We start from the raw sequence: 19,871 nt of genomic DNA, 5'->3' as shown, positions 1-19,871 counted from the left end.
GGGGGGCGTTTAAATGTTAGATTAACAGTAAAGAAAACTATCAAAAAATTTTTATATAATAAAATAAAATTAAAAAATCTATGAGAAAACGTTTACAAATGGTTTTGTTTTGCCTAATGTTTTTGGTATTGGGAGCTTTGGGATTTACAAAACCAATTTTCGCAGCGCCATTTGCATATATTGCAAATTCTCTTGATAACACAGTTTCAGTAATTGATGAAGCTTCTTCTACAGTAATTAAGACAATAGGAGTTGGTACTGCACCTCATGGTGTGGCAATCAATCCTGCTGGAACAAAAGCATACATCAGTAATTATGAAAGCAGCAATGTTTCAGTAATTGATGTTGCGTCTCAAACGCTCATTAATAACATAACAGTTGGTACTCATCCAAATTTTTTAGCAGGCAATAGCGCTGGTACTCGGCTATATGTTGGTAATCAAGATAGTGATAATGTTTATGTAATTGATATGACTAGCGATACAGCTATTGGTACAATTTCAATAGGAGATGAAGTTGGAGGAATTGCAATTTCTTTGGATAATAGCAAAGCATATGTAGTGGATAGTAATAATGATAGAGTGAGAATAGTTAATTTAGTTAATGATGCAAATACAATTACAAAAGATGTGTCAGTAGGAGTAGATCCAGTAGGAGTAATAATTAGTCCAGTAGGAGACAAGGTTTATATTTCTAATACATATGGCGGTGCAGATGGTACAGTGTCAGTGATTGATGTGGCGACAGATACAGTTTCAGGAAGTATTGCGGTAGGAAAAAATCCATATTCAATGGCGATCAATGAAGATGGAACACGTCTTTATGTGGCTAATTTGTTATCTGGTTCAATATCAGTTGTTGATACGAGTATTAGATCAGTAATATCAACTTTTACTATAGGAACAATGCCAATGGGAATTGATTTTAATTCTACAGAAGATGGATTATTAGTAGTTGATTATGCAGGTAACAAAGTGTATGAAATTAATTCATCAACAGGTGCCTTACTAAATACTATTGCTGTAGGTAATGGGCCAGTTTCATTTTACAATTTTGTGACACCAACTCCAGCGACACCAACTCCAGAGCCAACAACAGTTGAGATACAACAACAGAATCTAGTTGATGGAAAGAGAGTTAAATTAAAGAAAGCATTAAAGAAGCAAACAATAGAAGGTCAAGATTTAAAATTGTATTTTAAGAAATTGCCAACTAAATTAACAAAAGGCAGCAAATATTACATGAAATGGAAAAAGAATACAAAATATCCAAAAGGAATTACGAAAGTCAAGAAGACGGCGATGAAGAAAGTTTGGAAATTGAATACTAATCTTAAAAAGTATAAGGCGAAGACTAAAAAGCAGAATTACAAGATAAAGGTGACTGTGCAATATACAGACAATGAGTTAAAGGCGATGAAGAAAGAAGCTAAGAAAAAAGGTGGTAAAGTAAAGGAAGATGAATTACTTTTAGTTGCAAAAGTTATTGGAAATGATGGAAAATGGTTTTGGACACCTGTGACAAGTATTTGGACAGATGTTGTTTTAAATCATAGCGTTGAGAATAATACGATAAGTTTTGAGTTTACGAAAAAATCGAAAAATTCAGTATTGACAAATTTACCGAATGAAGCTAATTTTGCAATTATTGATTCAGGATATAGCGGTGTTGGAGAAGGAATAGGTGGCGCAGATAGTCAAGTAAATGCTTTTGCAGTTTATGATGGCGATCTTTATGCTGGTGGAAAGTTTACATCAATTGGTGGAGTAAGAATGAATAATATTGCTAGATGGGATGGGACATCTTGGACTGCAGTAGGTAATGCAAGACGTGTCGGAGTAAATGATCGGGTAGATTCTTTACAAGTATATGACGGTGATCTATATGTTGGTGGTAAATTTACGGAAGCTGGCAGTGGTATTTCTGTTAATCATCTTGCTAAGTGGAATGGTAGATGGAGTGGTGTTGTTAGTAGAAACTCGACTTTAGATTTGCCGGATAATATATATACGATTAACGAAATGGAGGTCTATAATAATGAACTTGATGTAGTAACAAGCGAGCATGATCCATGTAACAGCAATTTGTATAGATGGGATAATGAATTTTTTAGAGTTGTTGGTTTAAGTTCTTCTACAAATTTTCCTTCTTATGGTTGTGGAGATATAACTTCTTTAGAAACTTATAATAATCAATTATATATAGCTGAAAATTTTATATCCAATATTTTTCCATATGATGCTTTTGAACCATACGTTTTTAAATGGGATGGTCAGAATGTTACAAATTTTACACTTCCAGATGCACACGTTTATGTACGATATAATATAGTTTTAAAATCTTGGAATGGTAAGCTTTATATAACTAGATCAGAACCAGGTGGATATAGATATTTTGATATCAATGAGTTTGATGGTCATAATTTTCAAGAAATAAGAGGTCCATTCTATTTAAGTGTTACTGGATCAGTTAGTTGTTTTGAGGGATATGGTCATAAACTTTATGTAGGTGGAGATATGAATACTGCTCATTTTAGTCATGGTGTTTTTGAAGGAGCAGAGAATGGTATTATGAGTTGGAATAGTAGTTATGGTTGGGATAGTTCTTGGTCTTCAGTTGGTTATGGCTTATGGAGAGATGACAACAGAATTCCTGTTGTTAATGCTATGATTTCTTATGATGGTTATCTATTTATGGGTGGAAAATTTACTGGTTCAGGAGGATTGGATTTTAATAATATTGCGAAATATCGGGCCATAGATTAACATTTTGTAAGGTTAAAGACGGATTTGAAAAAGTTCACCTTCGTCTCCCTTTTGGGGAGACTTCGGTGAATAAATCCGTCTTTTTTTTGTCTCTATTTTTTTTGTTTGGATTTTGCTATACTTTAGGTAAAATTAAATAATTATAAATGCCAAGAAAAGATAAAATTATTTTATTGATTGATGGAAATGCATTAATACATCGCGCCTATCATGCGATACCGCCTTTGACTACTCCAAATGGCGAATTAGTTAATGCTGTTTTTGGTTTTTCATCTGTTTTGTTTAGAGCAATAAAAGAATTAAAGCCTGGTTATATTGTCGTTGCTTTTGATAAAAAAGCGCCAACATTCAGGCATAAAATTTTTACGGAATATAAGGCAACAAGACCAGCTGGCGATAAAGAATTATATCGTCAATTTCCAAAAGTTCGTGAAGTTGTGGAAGCATTGAATATTCCTCATTTTGAAATTGCTGGTTATGAAGCTGATGACATTTTAGGGACTTTGAAAGAAAAAGCAAAAGAATTAAATATCAAAAGCATTATTGTAACTGGTGATATGGATGCAATGCAATTAGTTGATGACAATACTAGAGTCTATACTTTGAAAAAAGGAGTTAATGATACAATTTTGTTTGGCAAAAAAGAGGTAATTGCAAAATATGGATTAAAGCCAGATCAATTAGTTGATTATAAAGCATTGCGAGGCGATCCAAGCGATAATATTCCTGGAGTCAAAGGGATTGGCGAGAAAACGGCAGTTAATCTGCTTAAAAGTTTTGGCAATCTTGAGAAATTGTATGTTGATTTGGAAAAAGGAAATATTGGAAATTGGAAATTAGAAATTGGTAAAGAAATGCCGGAACGAATTAAAAAACTTTTATTAGAATATAAAAAAGATGCTTTTTTATCGCAAAGATTGGCGAGAATAATTACAGACATTAATTTTGATTTTGATTTGAATAAATGTGATTTGAAAGATTATGATCGAGAAAAAGTAATTAAATTATTTCAAGAATTAGGATTCAGAAGCTTATTAAACAGATTACCAGAAAGCAAAAAAGAAGAAAAACAAGTTGGATTATTTGATTTGAAAAAAAATGAAAATTTTTATATGGAAGAATGGAATAAGAATAAAAATGTTGATTATAAATTAATTGAAACACAACAAGAATTAGATAAATTAGTTAATGATTTAAAATCGCAAAAAGAATTTGCTTTTGATACTGAGACAACAAGCAAGGCAGCATTTGAAGCAGAATTAGTTGGAATAAGTCTTTGTTGGCAAGAAAAAATTGCTTATTATATTCAAGTGTTTAATTCAAGATTAAAATTTGATGAATTAAAAAAAGTTTTAGAAGATTCTAAATATAGAAAAATCTGCCAGAATTTAAAATATGATTTGTTAGTAATGGAAAATTTTGGCATTAAAGTAAAAAATGCTAGCTTTGACACAATGCTTGCATCATATGTTTTGAATCCAGGAACAAGAAAACATAGCTTGGATGATTTGGCATTTTCAGAATTTGGTTATGAAATGATGAGTTTTGATGAATTAGTTGGTCCAGCTTTTTTTGAAGATTTAAATGGCAGTAAGAAAAAAATAAAAAAAGATATTTTGGAAGTTGATCCAAAAAAATTAGCTTGGTATTCTTGTGAAGATGTTGATTTTACTTTTAGGTTGTTTAAGAAATTTAGCGAAAAATTAAAAAATGAAAAAAAATTAACTGAAGTTTTAGAAAAAATTGAAATTCCTTTAGTTCCTGTGTTGTCAGAAATGGAAGATAATGGAATCAAAATTGATGTTCCTTTTTTGAAAAAATTATCTAAAGAATTTGGCGAAAGAATATTAGGATTAGAAACAGAAATTTATAAAATGGCAGGCTGTCGTTTTAATGTGCGATCAACTTTGCAATTGAAAGAAGTGTTATTTGATAAATTAAAATTATCGACTTTAGAAATTAAAAAAATAAAAACTGGATTTTCGACAGCTGCATCAGAATTGGAAAAATTAAGACAAGTTCATCCAATTATTGGTCTAATTGAAGAGCATCGAGAATTATCAAAATTAAAAAGCACTTATTTGGATGCTTTACCTGAATTAGTAAATTCTGATGATCGAGTGCATACGAGTTTTAACCAGACAATTACGGCAACAGGCAGATTGTCTTCTTCTGATCCGAATTTGCAAAATATTCCAATTAAAACTGATGTCGGTCAGCAAATAAGAAAAGCATTTATTGCTGAAAAAGGCTATAAATTATTGGCAGCTGATTATTCACAAATTGAATTGAGAATAATGGCGCATGTTTCAGGCGATGTGAATATGATCAAAGCTTTTGAAGAAGGACAGGATATTCATACTGCAACTGCGTCAAAAATTTTTAAAAAAGATTTGGATAAGATTTCGGACAAAGAAAGAAGAGTTGCTAAGACAATTAATTTTGGAATTATGTATGGAATGTCAGCACATGGTCTGTCATTGTCATTAGGAATTCCAAGAGAAGAAGCGCAAACATTTATCAACGAATATTTTGCGCAATTTCCAACAATTGCTGTTTATATGAAACAGACATTGGATTTTGCAAGAATAAATGGATATGTGGAAACATTATTTGGAAGACGCAGATATTTGCCAGAATTAAAAGATGGATCTGCATTTAGGGTTAAAATGGCGGGAGAGAGGATGGCGATTAACATGCCAATACAAGGTACTGCGGCTGATATTATTAAAATGGCTATGATAGAAATATCTCGAATCCTTCTCGAATCGGATTTCTCTAATAAATCTCTAATGTCTGCAAATGATGTTAGGATGATACTTCAAGTGCATGATGAATTGGTTTTTGAGGTTAAAGAAAATAAAGTTGATGAAGTGTTGAAAAAAGTTAAAGATGTAATGGAAAATATTTATAAGTTAGAAGTGCCTTTGGTTGTTGATATTGGAATCGGTAAAAACTGGGGGGATTTAAAAGAATAGACTAATTGATATTTCACGTTAAGTTTTGAAAACTTTGTGAAATATAATACGAATATACAAATAATGCAAATGATACGAATATGCAAATCGCTAATATGTTGGTTTCTAAAAATAAGGCAGAAAAAATTAAAAAGCCAAATTGTGTAATTTATGAATATGGTGGAAATAGGAATTTGAGTTTATGTGTTGTGAAAATAAAAAAAAGATATCCAAAGTTTGGTTTAGCGATGAATGAAAAGGTTGATGAAATGTATTATATTTTAAAAGGAAAAGGAAAATTTTTTTTGGATAATAAAATATTCAAATTCAAATCTGGCGATATGATTTTGATTGAAAAGAAAAAGTGGTATTATGTTGAAGGTGATTTTGAAGCAATTATTCCAACTAGTCCTTTTTGGACAATTAATCAATATAAAGAAAAGAAATAAATCCCACACCAAATGAAATAGAATTCTTTGTTTTTAGGATTTTAAAAAGTATTATTTTAATTTTATATAATACTTTTTTTATTTTGGCATTTGGTGCGGGATACTTGATCAAGCATGTTTTTCCTTCACTGCGGTTCGGAAAAAATGCTTGCTCAACTAAAAAATCCACAGGAATGTGGATTTTGTGATGAAGGAGCTAATAAATAAAGATTAAGGCCAATCTTTAATATCTTCGGGATCGATTACAGGTTCTTTTGGAGCTGAAGGAGGAATCAATGTGTGCCAGTTTTCTGGAATAACAAATTCTGATGGCAAGGCAGAGAAATTACAACGAACAATGTCCCAATAAATCCTTTCAACTTTTCTGAAAAAATCATAATGCTCGCCTGATGTTGGAAACATATACGATGTAGGATGCAGGTTGTCAAGAATATATTGAAAGAAATTTTTTCCATTGTTAGCGGTTAAAATTTCTTTTGGAATACTTGGAGTGCTGATATCATGAAGGATTTCTTCAATGAAAACTGGTCCAGCCCAAGTTCCGACAAGAAAAACGCATTTTGCAGATAGAACATCAATTTCGGAGATGCGAGTTTCATGAACAAAAATATTCAGTGTTCTAAGAATCCAAAGCACTGTTCGTCTGGTAATACTATCTAGACACATGTAATCAAGACTAGGAGTTGCAATCGTTTCGTCATTTTTGATAACAAATAGGCAAGCTCCTGTTGCTTCGCTCAAACTGTTTGAACTTGGTCCGGCAGCGAGAGTTTCAACTGCGCCAAAATGGTGGGCAATACGCTTCCACATATTTCCAAGTCCGTAATTTATAGCACTTTTGAAGAAAGGAAGCCCAACAGTTTCATCGCCTCTACGAAACAGTTGTTGTCCTGGCAATAGCAATGAAGCGCCAGTTCGTCCTTCAGCAATCTTTAAGTATTGGGTTAAGTCTTGAGCGAGAATGACCACATCTGTTTGTTCAGAAGAGCCAACGCCAAGGTATTGATCAAATGGATCAAGTGCCATGCGTAAATAGAGATCTTCTGTTTTTAAACTTGGCATATTTCGCCGACTGATTTCTACGCAAGCATTAAGAATATCTTTAGCTGAGAAAGGAACTTTAAGTCCAAAGCCTTGGGCATGATCTAGAAATCGCTGGGCATGATCTTCTGCTCTGAAAATACGATGTTTTCCATCAATACATTTGCGAACGCCAGTTCCGCCAAACGTTGTTGTGCCATAATGAAAACCATGCTTAGAAACTGGAAAACCGAAATCTTGAATGTTATAAAATCTGCCGTTGCACCAAACAAATGGATGCTGATGAATCGGTTGATTCTGCTGTGGTGTTTGGAACAAGTATTGCATTTCTCTTCCTCCTTGTTTCCCTCGGGATTGTAGGGTGCGAGTGTAAACTGTTATTAAATATATTACACTGTATGAAAAAGAAAAGTCAAGGGGAAACGGCGAAAACAAAGAAACAACGAAACAAGAAAACAAGTTGTTGATAAAAATTATTGACTGGAAATTTTTTGTAGGCTAAAATTAAATTGATGAAAAATAATGTTCTTAAAACTGAATTGATTATTAGCATTATTATTAGCCACAGGCAGCGGTGTGATGTTTAGTTTCTATATTTTGAAATAAACTAGCCACCGATGCCGGTGGTCTTTTGTTTTGGAGCGTCGGAACGTCGGAGCGTCAGAACTTCGGAACGTTCCGACTTCCGACTTCCGACATCCGACATCTGATTGTCAAAATGTCTTGATAATTATTCACAAATCTGCTAATAATTATTAGTTCATTTTGTCTGCGAGAGAGGAGAGGAAAAGGAGGGAGGAAAATGAGTATGGTCTGCAATTGTACGACTCCTTGTAGTGTCTGTGCCTGCGGAAAAGGAGGAAGAGAGAAGATGAAGACGAAGACATGGGATGAGATGACTGATCATGAAAAGCTCATTTACGTGTATCGCAAAAATCGAAAGGATTTGAATGATGTTGAAATGCAATTTGAACGTGAGTACGGTTCGCGTTTTAATCCTTTGATTCATTCCAATTTCGGACAACTCGGCTGATCTTTTTGTTCTTTTTTTGAGTAGAGCGTTTTGACGCTCTTTTTTTGTGGATAATTTTTTCTTTTAGATGTGGTATACTTAGATTATCAAAATTTATATAAGAAAAACAAATATGTATTTTTTTAATACAAAAATAAACAAAAAAGTACGAGGGGGGGGGCTTAATGGAAAGGTAAAATTTTTTGGTATTTCAAAATACAAGATTCTTTTGAGTCTTTTTTTTGTTTTGGGAGTTTGTTTTTTTGGAGGTGCGGTGGCGAGTGCAGCGGAAAGATATTGGGTAGGTGGTTCAGGAAATTGGAGCGATGCTGCAACTCATTGGGCAGCTACGTCTGGTGGCAGTCCTGATGCAGGCAATCTGCCAACCTCTAGTGATAATTGTTTTTTTGATTCCAATTCATCAGCTAATTCGTACAGTGTTAATGTTAATGCCACAGGCTATTGTAATAATGTTACATGGGCTAATCCGGCCACTGGAAATCCGACATTATTTATTGCAGGAGGAGTATCACTTTTTTCATATGGATCAACAGTGCTGGTATCAGGTATGACCTATGGAGATGGTGGCGGATACACTCGTTTTGCGCCAGCAACTGGGACTACCACAACATTAAACACAAACGGTGTTCAAATAAAGACTTCTCTTATTATGTCCGGTACTGGGACATTACAACTAGCAAGCAATGTGGATTTCGGTTTAGCTGTTCTTTTTGCTTTGAATTCTGGATACTTTGATCCTAATGCACATGCAGTTTCATTTAGTGGAACGGCTCATACTCTCACAGGAAATATCTCATTTTATGATCTGACTAGAACTGGCACAAACAGTAAAACCAACACATTTACACTTGCTGGAGATATTACAGTTACACACAGTTTAACCATTAACGGAAATAGTTCGACAAACCGGATGTTGGTTGCCTCAGACACTATCAACCTTCGACGAATTATAAATGCTATTTCTATTTCTATCTCAAATACAGATTTTCGCGATGTTTCTTTGCCGACTAAGTCAATTGGTGCTATTGGGGACAGTATTACAAGAGGTTATCCTACACCTGCAAATAATGGTTCCTATCCTCAATTTTTGACGACAGAGCTAAATTCAAATGAATATGGATACGGTGTATATAATTTTGGTGTCGATGGGCAAAAGACCGATGCGATGCTTGCTAGAATTTCTTCTATCACAAGCTTGCAGAATGTTCGTTATGCGATTGTATTAGGTGGAGTGAATGACATACGCAGCGGATACAGTGTGGCGAGCACTGAATCTAATCTGCAAAGCATGTATACCGCGTTAAAAACTGCAGGTCTCACTGTAATTGCCGCAAAAATAACACCATGGAAAGGACATTCAGAGTGGTATGAAGCAGCACAGATTAAAACTGATCAGATCAATGATTGGATTCAAAATAGCGCTACAGACGTGGATATAGTTGCTGAAACTTATACTGCTCTAGAAGATCCATCAGATCCGGATAAACTTCTTCCAATTTATGATAATGGTGATCATTTACATCCGTCTGCTGCTGGATATGCAGCTATTGCTAATACTATTTATTCTGCCGTTACATGGGAATTAGCATCTATGAACGATCTGAGTAATATTTCGGGTAGAAGCGGGGATTGTGGTGGTAATTCCAGTATTTTATTTACAACATCTACTCCTCAATATTGGTACAAGTTAAGCGGGGCTAGCAATAATTGGAGTACTGATGGTAATTGGTATCTATCTTCTGGAGGTATTGGTGGTGCTGGCCGCGTGCCTCTTTGTCAAGACACAGCTATTTTTGATTCGGCATCTTTTGGTTCAACAGGAATGACTTTGATACAGGATATGCCTCGTATATCGACTACCACTTTTTTAGGTTTAAATGGAGAATCTGGCATTACGAATAATCCGACTTTCACAACAAGTACTGCTACAAGTATATTTGGATCGCTGACCCTTGCTCCTGTTGCAAGCTGGACGTTTTCGGCATCGACACAATTGTATACTTTCGAAGGGCGATCATCTTATACTCTGACTACAAATGGTAATACTTGGGGAAAAAATTTAACTCTTAACGCTCCTGGTGGAACTCTCACTCTTGTTGATACTCCAACAATGGGCGCATCAAACACGTTTACTGTGACCAACGGAACATTGAATATAGCATCAAAGGTGATGAATATTGCTCCTACAACATTTATAACACTCGCTGGCGGGACAGCTAATATTTATAACAGTGTTTTTTGGAGAGCTTCTGCAGGAAGTATTTTTATCAATCAGAGCGGTGGAACGCTTAATCTTAAAGATGATATTTTTTATAACATTACGGATGTGTTGTCGAGTACTGCTGGAACACAAAGTATTTCATATAATGATTACTATAATTCATCTAATGAAGGTGGAACAGGCAGTATTATAACTGATCCAAAATTTGTAACTTTTGGATCGGACTTTCATCTTCAATCTGATTCTCCAGCCATCGATGCTGGTTACGACACAGATATTGCCACTGACTATGCTGGCAAGCAAAGATATGATGATCCAGATGTAGTAAATACAGGAGCAGGTGCAGTAGACTATTATGATATGGGAGCGTATGAATATGTTACACCACCAGATCCAACATTTACATCATCATCTCATCCATCCCATGTTACTTGGTATTCAGATGCATTAGTTGATATGTCATTATCATCCAATGGATCTTCTACAACAAATTATCATTATCTAGTTTCTCAAAATTCAACACCAACTCAAGTTGAAGTACTTGCTGGTACTTTTGATGCAGATGGCATATTTACTGCAACTGTTCCTTCAGATGGAGTTTGGTATATTCATACGATCGCTGTTAATCTTGATAATGATCCATCTAACAATTACAACAGTTATCTAGTTCAAATTGACACAACACCTCCTTCAATTCCAGGTGATCCTATAACAACCTCACCAACTAATAATAACAAGCCAGAATGGACATGGACAGCATCAACAGATACAACTTCAGGACTAGGTGATCCAGCTTACAATGTACAATGGTGCGATAATTCAAGCTTTATTGGTTGTGATTTGAATATCTCAACTGCAATAGCAAACTCTTTTACTCATACAATTTCTTTGATTGATGGTACTTGGTATTTTAGAGTCAATGCAGTAGATATAGCTGACAATATATCTGATTGGTCAGCAACTGGTTCTGTTATCATTGATACAGAAGCACCAGTAACAACTGCTACTCCAGCTGGTGGAACATACGATAACGCTCAAGCTGTAACTTTAACAACAGATGAAACAGCAATAACATATTATACACTTGATGGTATAGATCCAACTACGTTATCAACACAATACACAACGCCAATTACAATTTCTGAAACAGCAACACTTAAATTCTTTTCAGTTGACATTTTAGGCCATACAGAAAGTATCAAAACAGAAAACTATGTTATCATTTCAGCCATTCTTTTTACCGAAAAACTTAATTTAGAAAACGTAATTCTAAATCAAACCTATCAAAGCGTTACAGATAATGCAGATCTTCTTTTCTATCTTCTTCCAAAACAAAAAGTAATCAAAGATCTCTACATTAAATTAATCAGAAACAAGAAGAAACATCTAAATGGATTTACTAAGAAGAACAGCTATCCTGGTTATTTAAAACTATTATCAAATATCGGCACAGTCAAAAAAGCTTATCAAAAAAATGTTAATAAACATATTAATTTCAGAGTTTCAGTTAGATATTCCAAGACAAAATTAAACAAGACAAATATTAAAGAAAAGAATTTAAGATTATTCATCAAAGACAGAGACAACATCTGGCGAGGACCATACAGAATATATCAAAACAAAACAACTCATACTCTGAAATTTAAAATTAGAAATTATCTAGTAAAACCTCCAAAGAATCCAATTCCAAATCCGCTAGATATTAAAACAAAGAACAGACCATTTGCTCCATCTTTCTATTTTAGAACATTGAAAAAGATTAAATTCGTGATTGCTGAGAAAAATGCTTTATCTAATTTAACAAATTCTGAAACATCGGATAGTCAAGATTTCTTTTTTGAATAAAGATTAAAAATTATGAAACAGGCAAAAACAAAATGCCTGTTTTTTATATTTTTTAATTTTTTTTGGTTGATAATAAAATCTTGACTAATTATTTTTATTAGATTATATTTAATTTGATGAAAAAGAATATACTAACAAATAGATATTTTTTCTTTTTTAGCCACGGACAGCGGTGAATTGTTTGATTGCCTAAATTAAAAAGCAAAGAAACAATCCACTGCAGTCAGTGGTTTTTTGTTCTTTATTTTGCACCTTGGCCACAGACCAGAAGAGGAGGGAAGGAAGATGAGAGCACTGAAAAGATTGTTGCTTACGTACTTGCTGGAAAATGAATCTCGAAATGTGGAAGCAAAAAAGCAGGGATTGGTGATTGATGGTAGAAATAACTTGAGAATTTGTGTGACTTTTGTTGACACAACACGTGATCCTAATAGGAAGCCTATTACTGAGTCAACTGGTTTTTACGGTGTGTAATTTTGTTCTTTGTTTATAACGAACTCTTGTAGTTCGTTTTTTTATCCACAGGTGCTGGCTTTACAAATAATAGGGGGGGGTAAAATGTAAATGATAAATTAGAAATTAAAAATAACAAAAAATTTTTAAAATTATTATTAATTAATACAAAAATTTATGGTAGAAAATGAAGGACCAAGCCCAGAAGATTTGGGAATAAAAGATGAAAAAGATCAAGCACGTGAAATAGGTCTGTTGGAAGGTGAACTTAAAGATACAGTCAAAGCGCTTGATAAAGTTCTGTTAAATAAGGATGAGGTCGAAAAGCAGACGATTATTAAAGATTTGGACAAATTAAAAGCTAATTATAGTGATTTAAAGTTTAATGGAAAGTCACTAGATATAATGACTCCTGAAATTGAGGGGCATCCTGAATATTCAAATAGAAAGCTTGTTGATGTATTGGATGATATAGCTAGTGTTTTAGAAGGAAAATGGAGAGAAAAATAATTTAAGTTGATTAAGCTCCTTAGTAAAAACTGAGGAGTTTTTTATTGTTTACAAAATTTACTTAAAAAGATAAAATGGGCTGATATGACAATATTTATTTATGGCGAGGATAAATTTTTAGCTCGCCAAAAATTGAATGAAATTAAAAATAATTTTATAAAGACTGATAAATCAGGTTTGAATTTTATTTATTTTTCTGACAATAATTTAGATTGGCTAAAAATACAGCAAGCTGTTTCAACTAGCACTTTTTTTAGCGATAAAAAAATGGTTGTCATTGAAAATATTATTAGTAAAGCAAAAAAAGATTTGCAGGAAAAAATTGTTGATTTGCTTGATAAAAAAAATATTTCTAAAGATTTTATTGTAATATTTTTTGAGAATGGAAAAATTGATAGTCGAAAAAAAATATTTAAAAAATTATTAAAATCAGATCAGGTTCTTGTTTTTAACCAGCTTAATTATTCTCAAGTAAATTTATGGATAGAAAATGAAGTAAAAAAGAGGAATGGATTAATAGATAAAATGGCGATAAATAAATTGGCGAGCTTTGTTGGTCCGGATCTTTTTAGATTAAATAAAGAAATTGATAAATTGATTGCTTATACTGTTGTTGGCGAGGGTGGAAAAAGACAAATTTCTGTTTCCGATATTGATTTGTTAGTAGGTGCAAATATTGATGAAAATATTTTTAATTTTACTGAAAGTCTAAGTCGAAAAGATAAAAAAAATGCTTTAAAACTTTTCCATGAGCAATTTGTTTTTGATAGTGATTTTAATTATTTTTTATCAATGATTGTTTTTCAATTTCGAAATATGATTAGAGTTAAAGATCTGGCTAGCAAAAATTTTAATCAATATCAAATTGCAAAGATGGCAAAAATTCATCCATATGCAGTTTTGAAATCTTTAGATGTTGTTAAGAATTTTGAAATTGCTGATTTAAAAAATATTTATGATCAATTGTTTAGAATTGAGCGAGATTTAAAAAATGGTGAAGGTGATATTATGTTGAAAATGGATAAATTCATTGTTGAGCTATAAAAAAATTACAAATTCCAAATCCCAAACAAATTACAAATTCCAAATTACAAAAATTAAAAAACAAGGCTGAAATTAACGCCTTGTTTTTGTATCTTAATTATTTTTTTACTACTTTTTTTGCTTTTTTCTTAACTTCTGTTTTGACTTCTTTTTCTGATTTATTTACTAGTTTTGTTAATCTAGATTTTTTGCGGTCAGCTGTATTTTTCTTGATTTTTTTTGCTTTGCTAGCTTTGTCAAAAATTTTGTAAGCTGTAGCTAATTCTTTTTTAGCTTCTTCTTTTTTATTATCTCTGACTAATTCTCGAACAGTTTTAGTAATTTTTTTGATCTTGTCTTTCCAGACTAAGTTTACTTTTTGTTGTCTCTTAGATTTTCTTAAAGCTTTTTTAGCTGCGTGTTTGATAGGCATATATAACAATTAACATTTAACAATTAATAATTAACATTAGATTATCACGTTATTGCAATTTTTGCAAGGCTTTTCGCAAATTTCTAATTTCATCTCTCAATTTTGCTGCTTCTTCAAATTCTAAATTTCTGGCTGATAAATTCATTTGGTCAGTCAATTCTTTAATTAAAATTTTTATTTTTTTAGGATCGGATTTTTCAGCAGCGATTTTTATTGTTTCATTTGAAGCTATTTCTTCTTCGCTTTTTTGACCAGCCAATCTTTCATCTTTGATTTCTTTTTCAATTGTTTTTGGAGTAATATGGTGTTTTTTATTGTATTCAACTTGAATTTTTCGACGGCGGCTAGTTTCAGAAATTGCTTTTTTCATGGAGCCAGTAATTGTATCAGCGTACATTATTACTTGGCCATCAATGTGTCTAGCAGCTCTGCCCATTGTCTGAATTAAGGCTTGTTCAGAACGCAAAAAGCCTTCTTTGTCAGCATCCAGAATTGCAACTAAGCTAACTTCTGGCAAATCAAGTCCTTCGCGCAATAGATTGATACCAACTAAAACATTATAATTTCCAAGTCTTAAATCTCGCAATATTTCTAATCTTTTTAAAGTGGCAATGTCAGAATGGAGATAGGCGACTTTTAGATTTAGGTCTTTTAGATAATCAGTTAATTCTTCTGCCAATTTTTTGGTTAAAGTTGTGACTAAAACTCGCTGTTTATTTTTTATTCGGTTTTGAATTCTGATTAACAAATCATCAATTTGATTTTTGGTAGGTTTAATATCAATCTTTGGGTCGATTAAGCCTGTTGGTCTGATTATCTGTTCAACTATTCCCGAATTTAATCTCGAATTAGACGAATGCGATCTCGAATTCTGTTTAATTTTGCTTTGACTAAATTCATATGGTCCTGGAGTAGCTGATACAAAAATGCATTGATTAATATGTTTTTCAAATTCATTAAATTTTAATGGACGATTATCAAAAGCTGAATGAAGTCGAAAACCATATTGAACTAATGATTCTTTTCTGGCGCGATCACCATAATACATTCCGCCAATTTGTGGAATTGTCATATGTGATTCATCAATAAACATCAGAAAATCTTGTGGAAAGAAATCCATTAAAGTGTATGGAGGCTGGCCTGGTTTTCTTCCATCAAAATAGCGAGAATAATTTTCAATGCCATTACAATAGCTTGTTTCTTTTAGCATTTCTAAATCATATTCTGTTCTTTGTTTTAATCTTTGAGCTTCTAATTCTTTGCCTCTTTTTTTTAATTCTTCAACTTCTAAAATCATGTCTTGTGAAATTTGTTTTAGAGATTGGTTAAATTTATCGTGTGGGGCGATGTAATGAGATGCTGGAAATATAACTATTTCTCTAATGTTGCTCGAATACTTTTTCTCTAATGAATCTCTAATTATTTCTCCTGTTAAGTAGTTTATTTTGGAAATTTTTTCAATTTTATTGCCGAATAATTCAATTCTGACAATTTCATTAATAGAATATGGAGGAAAAATATCAACAATGTCGCCACGGACTCGGAATGTTCCGCGTTTTAAAGTGAATTGATCACGTTCGTAATTGATTGAAGTCAACTGTCTTAATAAATCTGGTAATTCAATTTTTCCATTTAAGGTTAATTTAATACTTTCTTTTTGATATTCTGCTGGAGAGCCTAAACCATAAATACAAGAAACTGAAGCTACGATTATGACATCTTTGCGAGTTAAAAGGCTTTCTGTGGCTGCATGGCGGAGGCGTTCAATTTCTTCATTAATACTGGCATCTTTGGCAATATAAGTATCAGTAACAGGCATGTAAGATTCTGGCTGATAATAATCATAAAAACTGACAAAATAATGGACAGCATTATCTGGAAAAAATGATTTGAATTCTGATGCGAGCTGAGCAGCTAATGTTTTGTTATGGCAAATAACTAAAGTTGGTTTTTGATTTTTTTCGATCACTTTGGCCATGGTAAAGGTTTTACCTGAACCTGTTACGCCAAGAAGAGTTTGAAATTTTTGTTTATTTTTAAGATTATTATAAAGCTTGTCAATTGCTTGAGGCTGGTCTCCTTTTGGTTCGAATTTTGAGATTAATTTAAATTTCATATATAGTAATATCCTTGATTTTTTTGTATAATAACTTTGGGCGAATCTCTTGACAGTGTTTGATAAAGCTGGTAGATTAGTGAGTACGCTTGATCTTTATAATTTTAAGATATTTCCATCGATTAGTCAACCCTCAATTGCAAGAAGGGTTGACGAAGGAGTTCCGATGCGTGGGAAAATCGTAGGAAAAGCATTGATCGTGATGGATGCAAGGTCAATTTTAAATGCATGTGCAAGAAGAAGATTCCGGATTGATTTGGTAGTTTTGGCTCAGAAGATTTGTGAAAAGATGTGCCTTGAATATAAAGATTGCAGAGTTATTTTGGTAGTAAATGAAAAAAAGACTGAAACATCGTTTGCGAGTGCACTTCACTTTGATTTTGAAAAGATAGGCATGGGTTTTCAAATGGAGACAGAAGATGTATATGGTACAGATACAGCAATTGCATCATTGATGTTGGCAAATGCTTTTTATGGTGAAATCACTCATCTTGTTTTGGTTTCAGGTAGTCGGAATTTTGCAATTACCTTTAGCTTGATTAATCAATACAAAGGTAAGAGTGTCTATCGAATTGTTTGCATGTATTCTTTCTTCTTGCATCAGGAATTGAGAAGACAAGCTGATGTTGTTTATGAGTTTGGACGAGATATTTCTTTGGCAGAAATCAATCTTGAACGTCCGAAGGTTGTGAATGATGATGAAGAAGATAACGATGACGACGACGACGCTGTTGATGATAATGATGATAAAAATGATAATAGTTCTGGAACTCAGTTGAGTTTGAATATGCAGGCTTGTTCCTAAATTTTTGAAGATGAAAAATATCTTAAGAAGTTCGTTCATTTTTTTGACACCTATTTAGAGGTGTTTTTGTTTTGTATAAATTCTGGCAGAAGTGTTTAAAATCTGCTAAGATAAAGAAGCAGTTTTTTGTTCTAATTTTTTTAAAATAATGATTGCTTATTTATTTGGAAAAATTATATTTAAGGGAAATAATTTTATAATTCTTAATGTAAATAATATTGGTTATAAAATTTTTTTGTCAGCAAAAGTCTTGTTAAAAACAGAAATTAACAGAGAACAAGAATTTTTTATTTTCCAGCATTTAGGCGAGAATATGAATGATCTATTTGGATTTGAAAATTGCAATGAATTGAATTTTTTTGAAAAAATTATTTCTGTTTCAGGTGTTGGTCCAAAAAAGGCAATTGCAATTTTATCAACTGGTCCAGCTGATCAAGTAAAATCGGCAATTATTAATAAAAAGTTGGATTTTTTGACAAGCGTTCCTGGAATTGGCAAAAAAATGGCAGAAAAAATTTGTTTTGGATTGAAAGATAAATTAGGAACTTGTGATGATAATTTTGATTTTTGTGAGAATAAAGATTTAGCAGATAGTTTGGTAAGTTTGGGATATAAACGTGATGATTTAAGCGAGGCTTTGAAAAAAGTTGATTCTAAATTGGCGTTGCAAGAGCAGATTAGAGAAGCGTTAAAATATCTAGGAAGATAAAAACCTAACGTTTGTAAAATTGGTAAAATTAATAAAATTGATAATGCAAGTTGTTGAAATAAAAGATCATGAAAAATTAAATATTTTTTTAAAGCAAAATAATGGATCAATGTTGCAGAGTTTTGATTGGGGAGAATTTCAGAAAATGGTAGGCAGAAAAATTTGGCGGATTGGATTGGAAGAAAATAATGAATTAATTGGAAGTAGCTTAATTGTAAAAATGGATTTAACGAAAAATTTGCATTATTTATATTGTGGTCGCGGACCAATTATTGGAAATCCTAAATTCCAAATCCCAAATTCCAAACAAATTACAAATTACAAAACTCAAATTACAAACCTTTTGGACGAGATTGGACGAATTGCTAAACAGGAAAAATCGATGTTTTTAAGGATTGATCCTGACTGGCAAATGGATGAAGTGAATGTAAAATTTTTGAGTGATTTAGGATTTAAAAAAGCAAAAAAAGAAGTTCAGCCAAAAGATACTTGGATTTTGGATTTAAGTAAAAATGAAGATGAATTGATGTCGTCAATGCATAGTAAGGCGAGATACAATATTAGATTGGCGCAAAAAAAAGATATCAAAGTAAATAGATATTCTAGTGTTGATGGAATTAAAGATACTAAGTTTGAAGAATTTTGGAAGATTTTGGAAAAGACAGCTGCAAGAGATAAATTTGCTTTGCATCCAAAAGATTATTATATTAAGCAATTAGAATATTTTGGCAAGAAAGATTTTATTAATTTATTTTTGGCAGAATTGAATGGAAAAGTTGTGGCTGGAATTATTGTTTCTTTTTGGGGCGATACTGCGGTATACATGCATGGAGCATCAGATTATGAATATCGAAAATACATGGCGCCTAATGTTTTGCAATGGGAAGCGATTAAAGAAGCAAAAGCAAGAGGTTGTAAATACTATGATTTTTGGGGAATAGCACCTGCAAATAAATTAGTTATGCCAACAGCAAAAGTTGAGGAATGGGAAGGAATTTCGAGATTTAAACGTGGGTTTGGTGGATTTGAAAAAAATTATGTGGGAGCTTGGGATCTAGTGTATAAAAAAGCTTGGTATTGGTTTTATAATTTAGCGGGAAAAATACGAGTTAGATAGGTTAGACAAATTAGACTAGTTATAAAGTTCTTAAAGTTTGTAAAGTTAAATGTTAATAGTTAATTGTTAAATGTTTATATATGACTAAAGAAAAATGGGATTTGATTTTGGAAAATGTTGAAAAAAAATTTGAAGTTTCTGATAAAGGAATTGATGAAGGTTATGGAGAAAAAATGGAATGGATTGAATTTGAAAATCCTCAAGGCAAGATGAGATTGGAATGGGTAGAAAAACAAAAAAAATCTGGCTTTAAAAATGTTAATGTTGATGATGCTGATTCGGAATCAGAAATGATTAATTATGTTAAAGCTTATATTTTTAGTGAAGAAAAGAATGGATGGGAAGAGATGAAGGCGACAGATTTAACACAGATTTAAGACGGATTTACACAGAT

The 19,871-nt window shown here is 32.5% G+C and carries 15 protein-coding genes; 12 read left to right on the top strand and 3 right to left on the bottom strand.

Features of this window, described 5'->3' with window-relative positions:
* Positions 1-80: 80 nt before the first annotated feature.
* The 3 genes from WC663_04370 (at position 81) to WC663_04360 (ending at position 6,171) form a co-directional block, all read left to right on the top strand.
* Positions 81-2,765, top strand: a complete 2,685-nt coding sequence (locus WC663_04370) for a YncE family protein (GenBank protein ID MFA6296565.1) — start codon at positions 81-83, stop codon at positions 2,763-2,765.
* A gap of 146 nt (positions 2,766-2,911) precedes the next feature.
* Positions 2,912-5,743 carry a DNA polymerase I gene (polA, locus tag WC663_04365; GenBank protein MFA6296564.1) on the top strand — a complete coding sequence of 944 codons (2,832 nt, stop codon included), beginning with the start codon at positions 2,912-2,914 and terminating at the stop codon, positions 5,741-5,743.
* 80 nt (positions 5,744-5,823) lie between these two features.
* Positions 5,824-6,171, top strand: a complete 348-nt coding sequence (locus WC663_04360) for a hypothetical protein (GenBank protein ID MFA6296563.1) — start codon at positions 5,824-5,826, stop codon at positions 6,169-6,171.
* Between the two features lie 210 nt (positions 6,172-6,381).
* Here the strand turns inward: WC663_04360 and WC663_04355 are convergent, their stop codons facing one another.
* Positions 6,382-7,539, bottom strand: coding sequence for an aminotransferase class IV (locus tag WC663_04355; GenBank protein ID MFA6296562.1), 1,158 nt, complete (start codon positions 7,537-7,539; stop codon positions 6,382-6,384).
* Positions 7,540-8,083: 544 nt separating this feature from the next.
* Here WC663_04355 and WC663_04350 point away from each other — a divergent pair.
* The 5 genes from WC663_04350 (at position 8,084) to holA (ending at position 14,318) form a co-directional block, all read left to right on the top strand.
* Positions 8,084-8,245, top strand: a complete 162-nt coding sequence (locus tag WC663_04350; protein MFA6296561.1) for a hypothetical protein — start codon at positions 8,084-8,086, stop codon at positions 8,243-8,245.
* 112 nt (positions 8,246-8,357) lie between these two features.
* Complete coding sequence (locus WC663_04345; GenBank protein MFA6296560.1) at positions 8,358-12,311, top strand: GDSL-type esterase/lipase family protein; 3,954 nt, start codon at positions 8,358-8,360, stop codon at positions 12,309-12,311.
* A gap of 285 nt (positions 12,312-12,596) precedes the next feature.
* Positions 12,597-12,785: a hypothetical protein gene (locus WC663_04340; GenBank protein ID MFA6296559.1), complete on the top strand. Its 189-nt coding sequence runs from the start codon at positions 12,597-12,599 to the stop codon at positions 12,783-12,785.
* A 156-nt stretch (positions 12,786-12,941) separates the two neighbouring features.
* Complete coding sequence (locus WC663_04335) at positions 12,942-13,274, top strand: hypothetical protein (protein MFA6296558.1); 333 nt, start codon at positions 12,942-12,944, stop codon at positions 13,272-13,274.
* A gap of 84 nt (positions 13,275-13,358) precedes the next feature.
* Positions 13,359-14,318: a DNA polymerase III subunit delta gene (gene holA, locus WC663_04330; protein ID MFA6296557.1), complete on the top strand. Its 960-nt coding sequence runs from the start codon at positions 13,359-13,361 to the stop codon at positions 14,316-14,318.
* A gap of 97 nt (positions 14,319-14,415) precedes the next feature.
* On the opposite strand, the gene rpsT is transcribed toward holA, so the two are convergent.
* Both rpsT and uvrB read right to left on the bottom strand, forming a co-directional pair.
* A complete protein-coding gene (rpsT, locus tag WC663_04325) occupies positions 14,416-14,730 on the bottom strand; it encodes a 30S ribosomal protein S20 (protein MFA6296556.1) in 315 nt (104 codons plus the stop codon).
* A gap of 49 nt (positions 14,731-14,779) precedes the next feature.
* Entirely contained in the window at positions 14,780-16,846 is a 2,067-nt protein-coding gene (gene uvrB / locus WC663_04320; GenBank protein MFA6296555.1) for an excinuclease ABC subunit UvrB, read from the bottom strand.
* Between the two features lie 55 nt (positions 16,847-16,901).
* Between uvrB and WC663_04315 the strand changes: the two genes are divergently transcribed.
* The 4 genes from WC663_04315 to WC663_04300 all read left to right on the top strand — a co-directional run bounded on the left by WC663_04315 (position 16,902) and on the right by WC663_04300 (position 19,854).
* Positions 16,902-17,651 (top strand): NYN domain-containing protein, encoded by a 750-nt coding sequence (locus WC663_04315; GenBank protein MFA6296554.1) that lies wholly within the window; start codon positions 16,902-16,904, stop codon positions 17,649-17,651.
* 148 nt (positions 17,652-17,799) lie between these two features.
* Entirely contained in the window at positions 17,800-18,360 is a 561-nt protein-coding gene (gene ruvA / locus WC663_04310) for a Holliday junction branch migration protein RuvA (GenBank protein MFA6296553.1), read from the top strand.
* 43 nt (positions 18,361-18,403) lie between these two features.
* Complete coding sequence (locus WC663_04305) at positions 18,404-19,477, top strand: peptidoglycan bridge formation glycyltransferase FemA/FemB family protein (protein MFA6296552.1); 1,074 nt, start codon at positions 18,404-18,406, stop codon at positions 19,475-19,477.
* 80 nt (positions 19,478-19,557) lie between these two features.
* Positions 19,558-19,854, top strand: coding sequence for a hypothetical protein (locus WC663_04300; protein MFA6296551.1), 297 nt, complete (start codon positions 19,558-19,560; stop codon positions 19,852-19,854).
* Positions 19,855-19,871 lie beyond the last annotated feature (17 nt).

The organism is Patescibacteria group bacterium (assembly GCA_041662665.1).
GTDB lineage: Bacteria > Patescibacteriota > JABMPQ01 > JABMPQ01 > JAQVVF01 > JAQVVF01.
This window is presented reverse-complemented; position numbering and strand designations above follow the sequence as displayed.

Excerpts from the sequence above, each read along its gene's own strand:
- rpsT (MFA6296556.1), bottom strand. The coding sequence starts at position 14,730 with ATGCCTATCAAACACGCAGCTAAAAAAGCTTTAAGAAAATCTAAGAGA.
- WC663_04370 (MFA6296565.1), top strand. The coding sequence starts at position 81 with ATGAGAAAACGTTTACAAATGGTTTTGTTTTGCCTAATGTTTTTGGTA.
- ruvA (MFA6296553.1), top strand. The coding sequence starts at position 17,800 with ATGATTGCTTATTTATTTGGAAAAATTATATTTAAGGGAAATAATTTT.
- WC663_04345 (MFA6296560.1), top strand. The coding sequence starts at position 8,358 with ATGTATTTTTTTAATACAAAAATAAACAAAAAAGTACGAGGGGGGGGG.
- WC663_04355 (MFA6296562.1), bottom strand. The coding sequence starts at position 7,539 with ATGCAATACTTGTTCCAAACACCACAGCAGAATCAACCGATTCATCAG.
- WC663_04335 (MFA6296558.1), top strand. The coding sequence starts at position 12,942 with ATGGTAGAAAATGAAGGACCAAGCCCAGAAGATTTGGGAATAAAAGAT.
- WC663_04305 (MFA6296552.1), top strand. The coding sequence starts at position 18,404 with ATGCAAGTTGTTGAAATAAAAGATCATGAAAAATTAAATATTTTTTTA.
- WC663_04360 (MFA6296563.1), top strand. The coding sequence starts at position 5,824 with ATGCAAATCGCTAATATGTTGGTTTCTAAAAATAAGGCAGAAAAAATT.
- WC663_04340 (MFA6296559.1), top strand. The coding sequence starts at position 12,597 with ATGAGAGCACTGAAAAGATTGTTGCTTACGTACTTGCTGGAAAATGAA.
- uvrB (MFA6296555.1), bottom strand. The coding sequence starts at position 16,846 with ATGAAATTTAAATTAATCTCAAAATTCGAACCAAAAGGAGACCAGCCT.
- polA (MFA6296564.1), top strand. The coding sequence starts at position 2,912 with ATGCCAAGAAAAGATAAAATTATTTTATTGATTGATGGAAATGCATTA.
- WC663_04350 (MFA6296561.1), top strand. The coding sequence starts at position 8,084 with ATGAAGACGAAGACATGGGATGAGATGACTGATCATGAAAAGCTCATT.
- WC663_04300 (MFA6296551.1), top strand. The coding sequence starts at position 19,558 with ATGACTAAAGAAAAATGGGATTTGATTTTGGAAAATGTTGAAAAAAAA.
- holA (MFA6296557.1), top strand. The coding sequence starts at position 13,359 with ATGACAATATTTATTTATGGCGAGGATAAATTTTTAGCTCGCCAAAAA.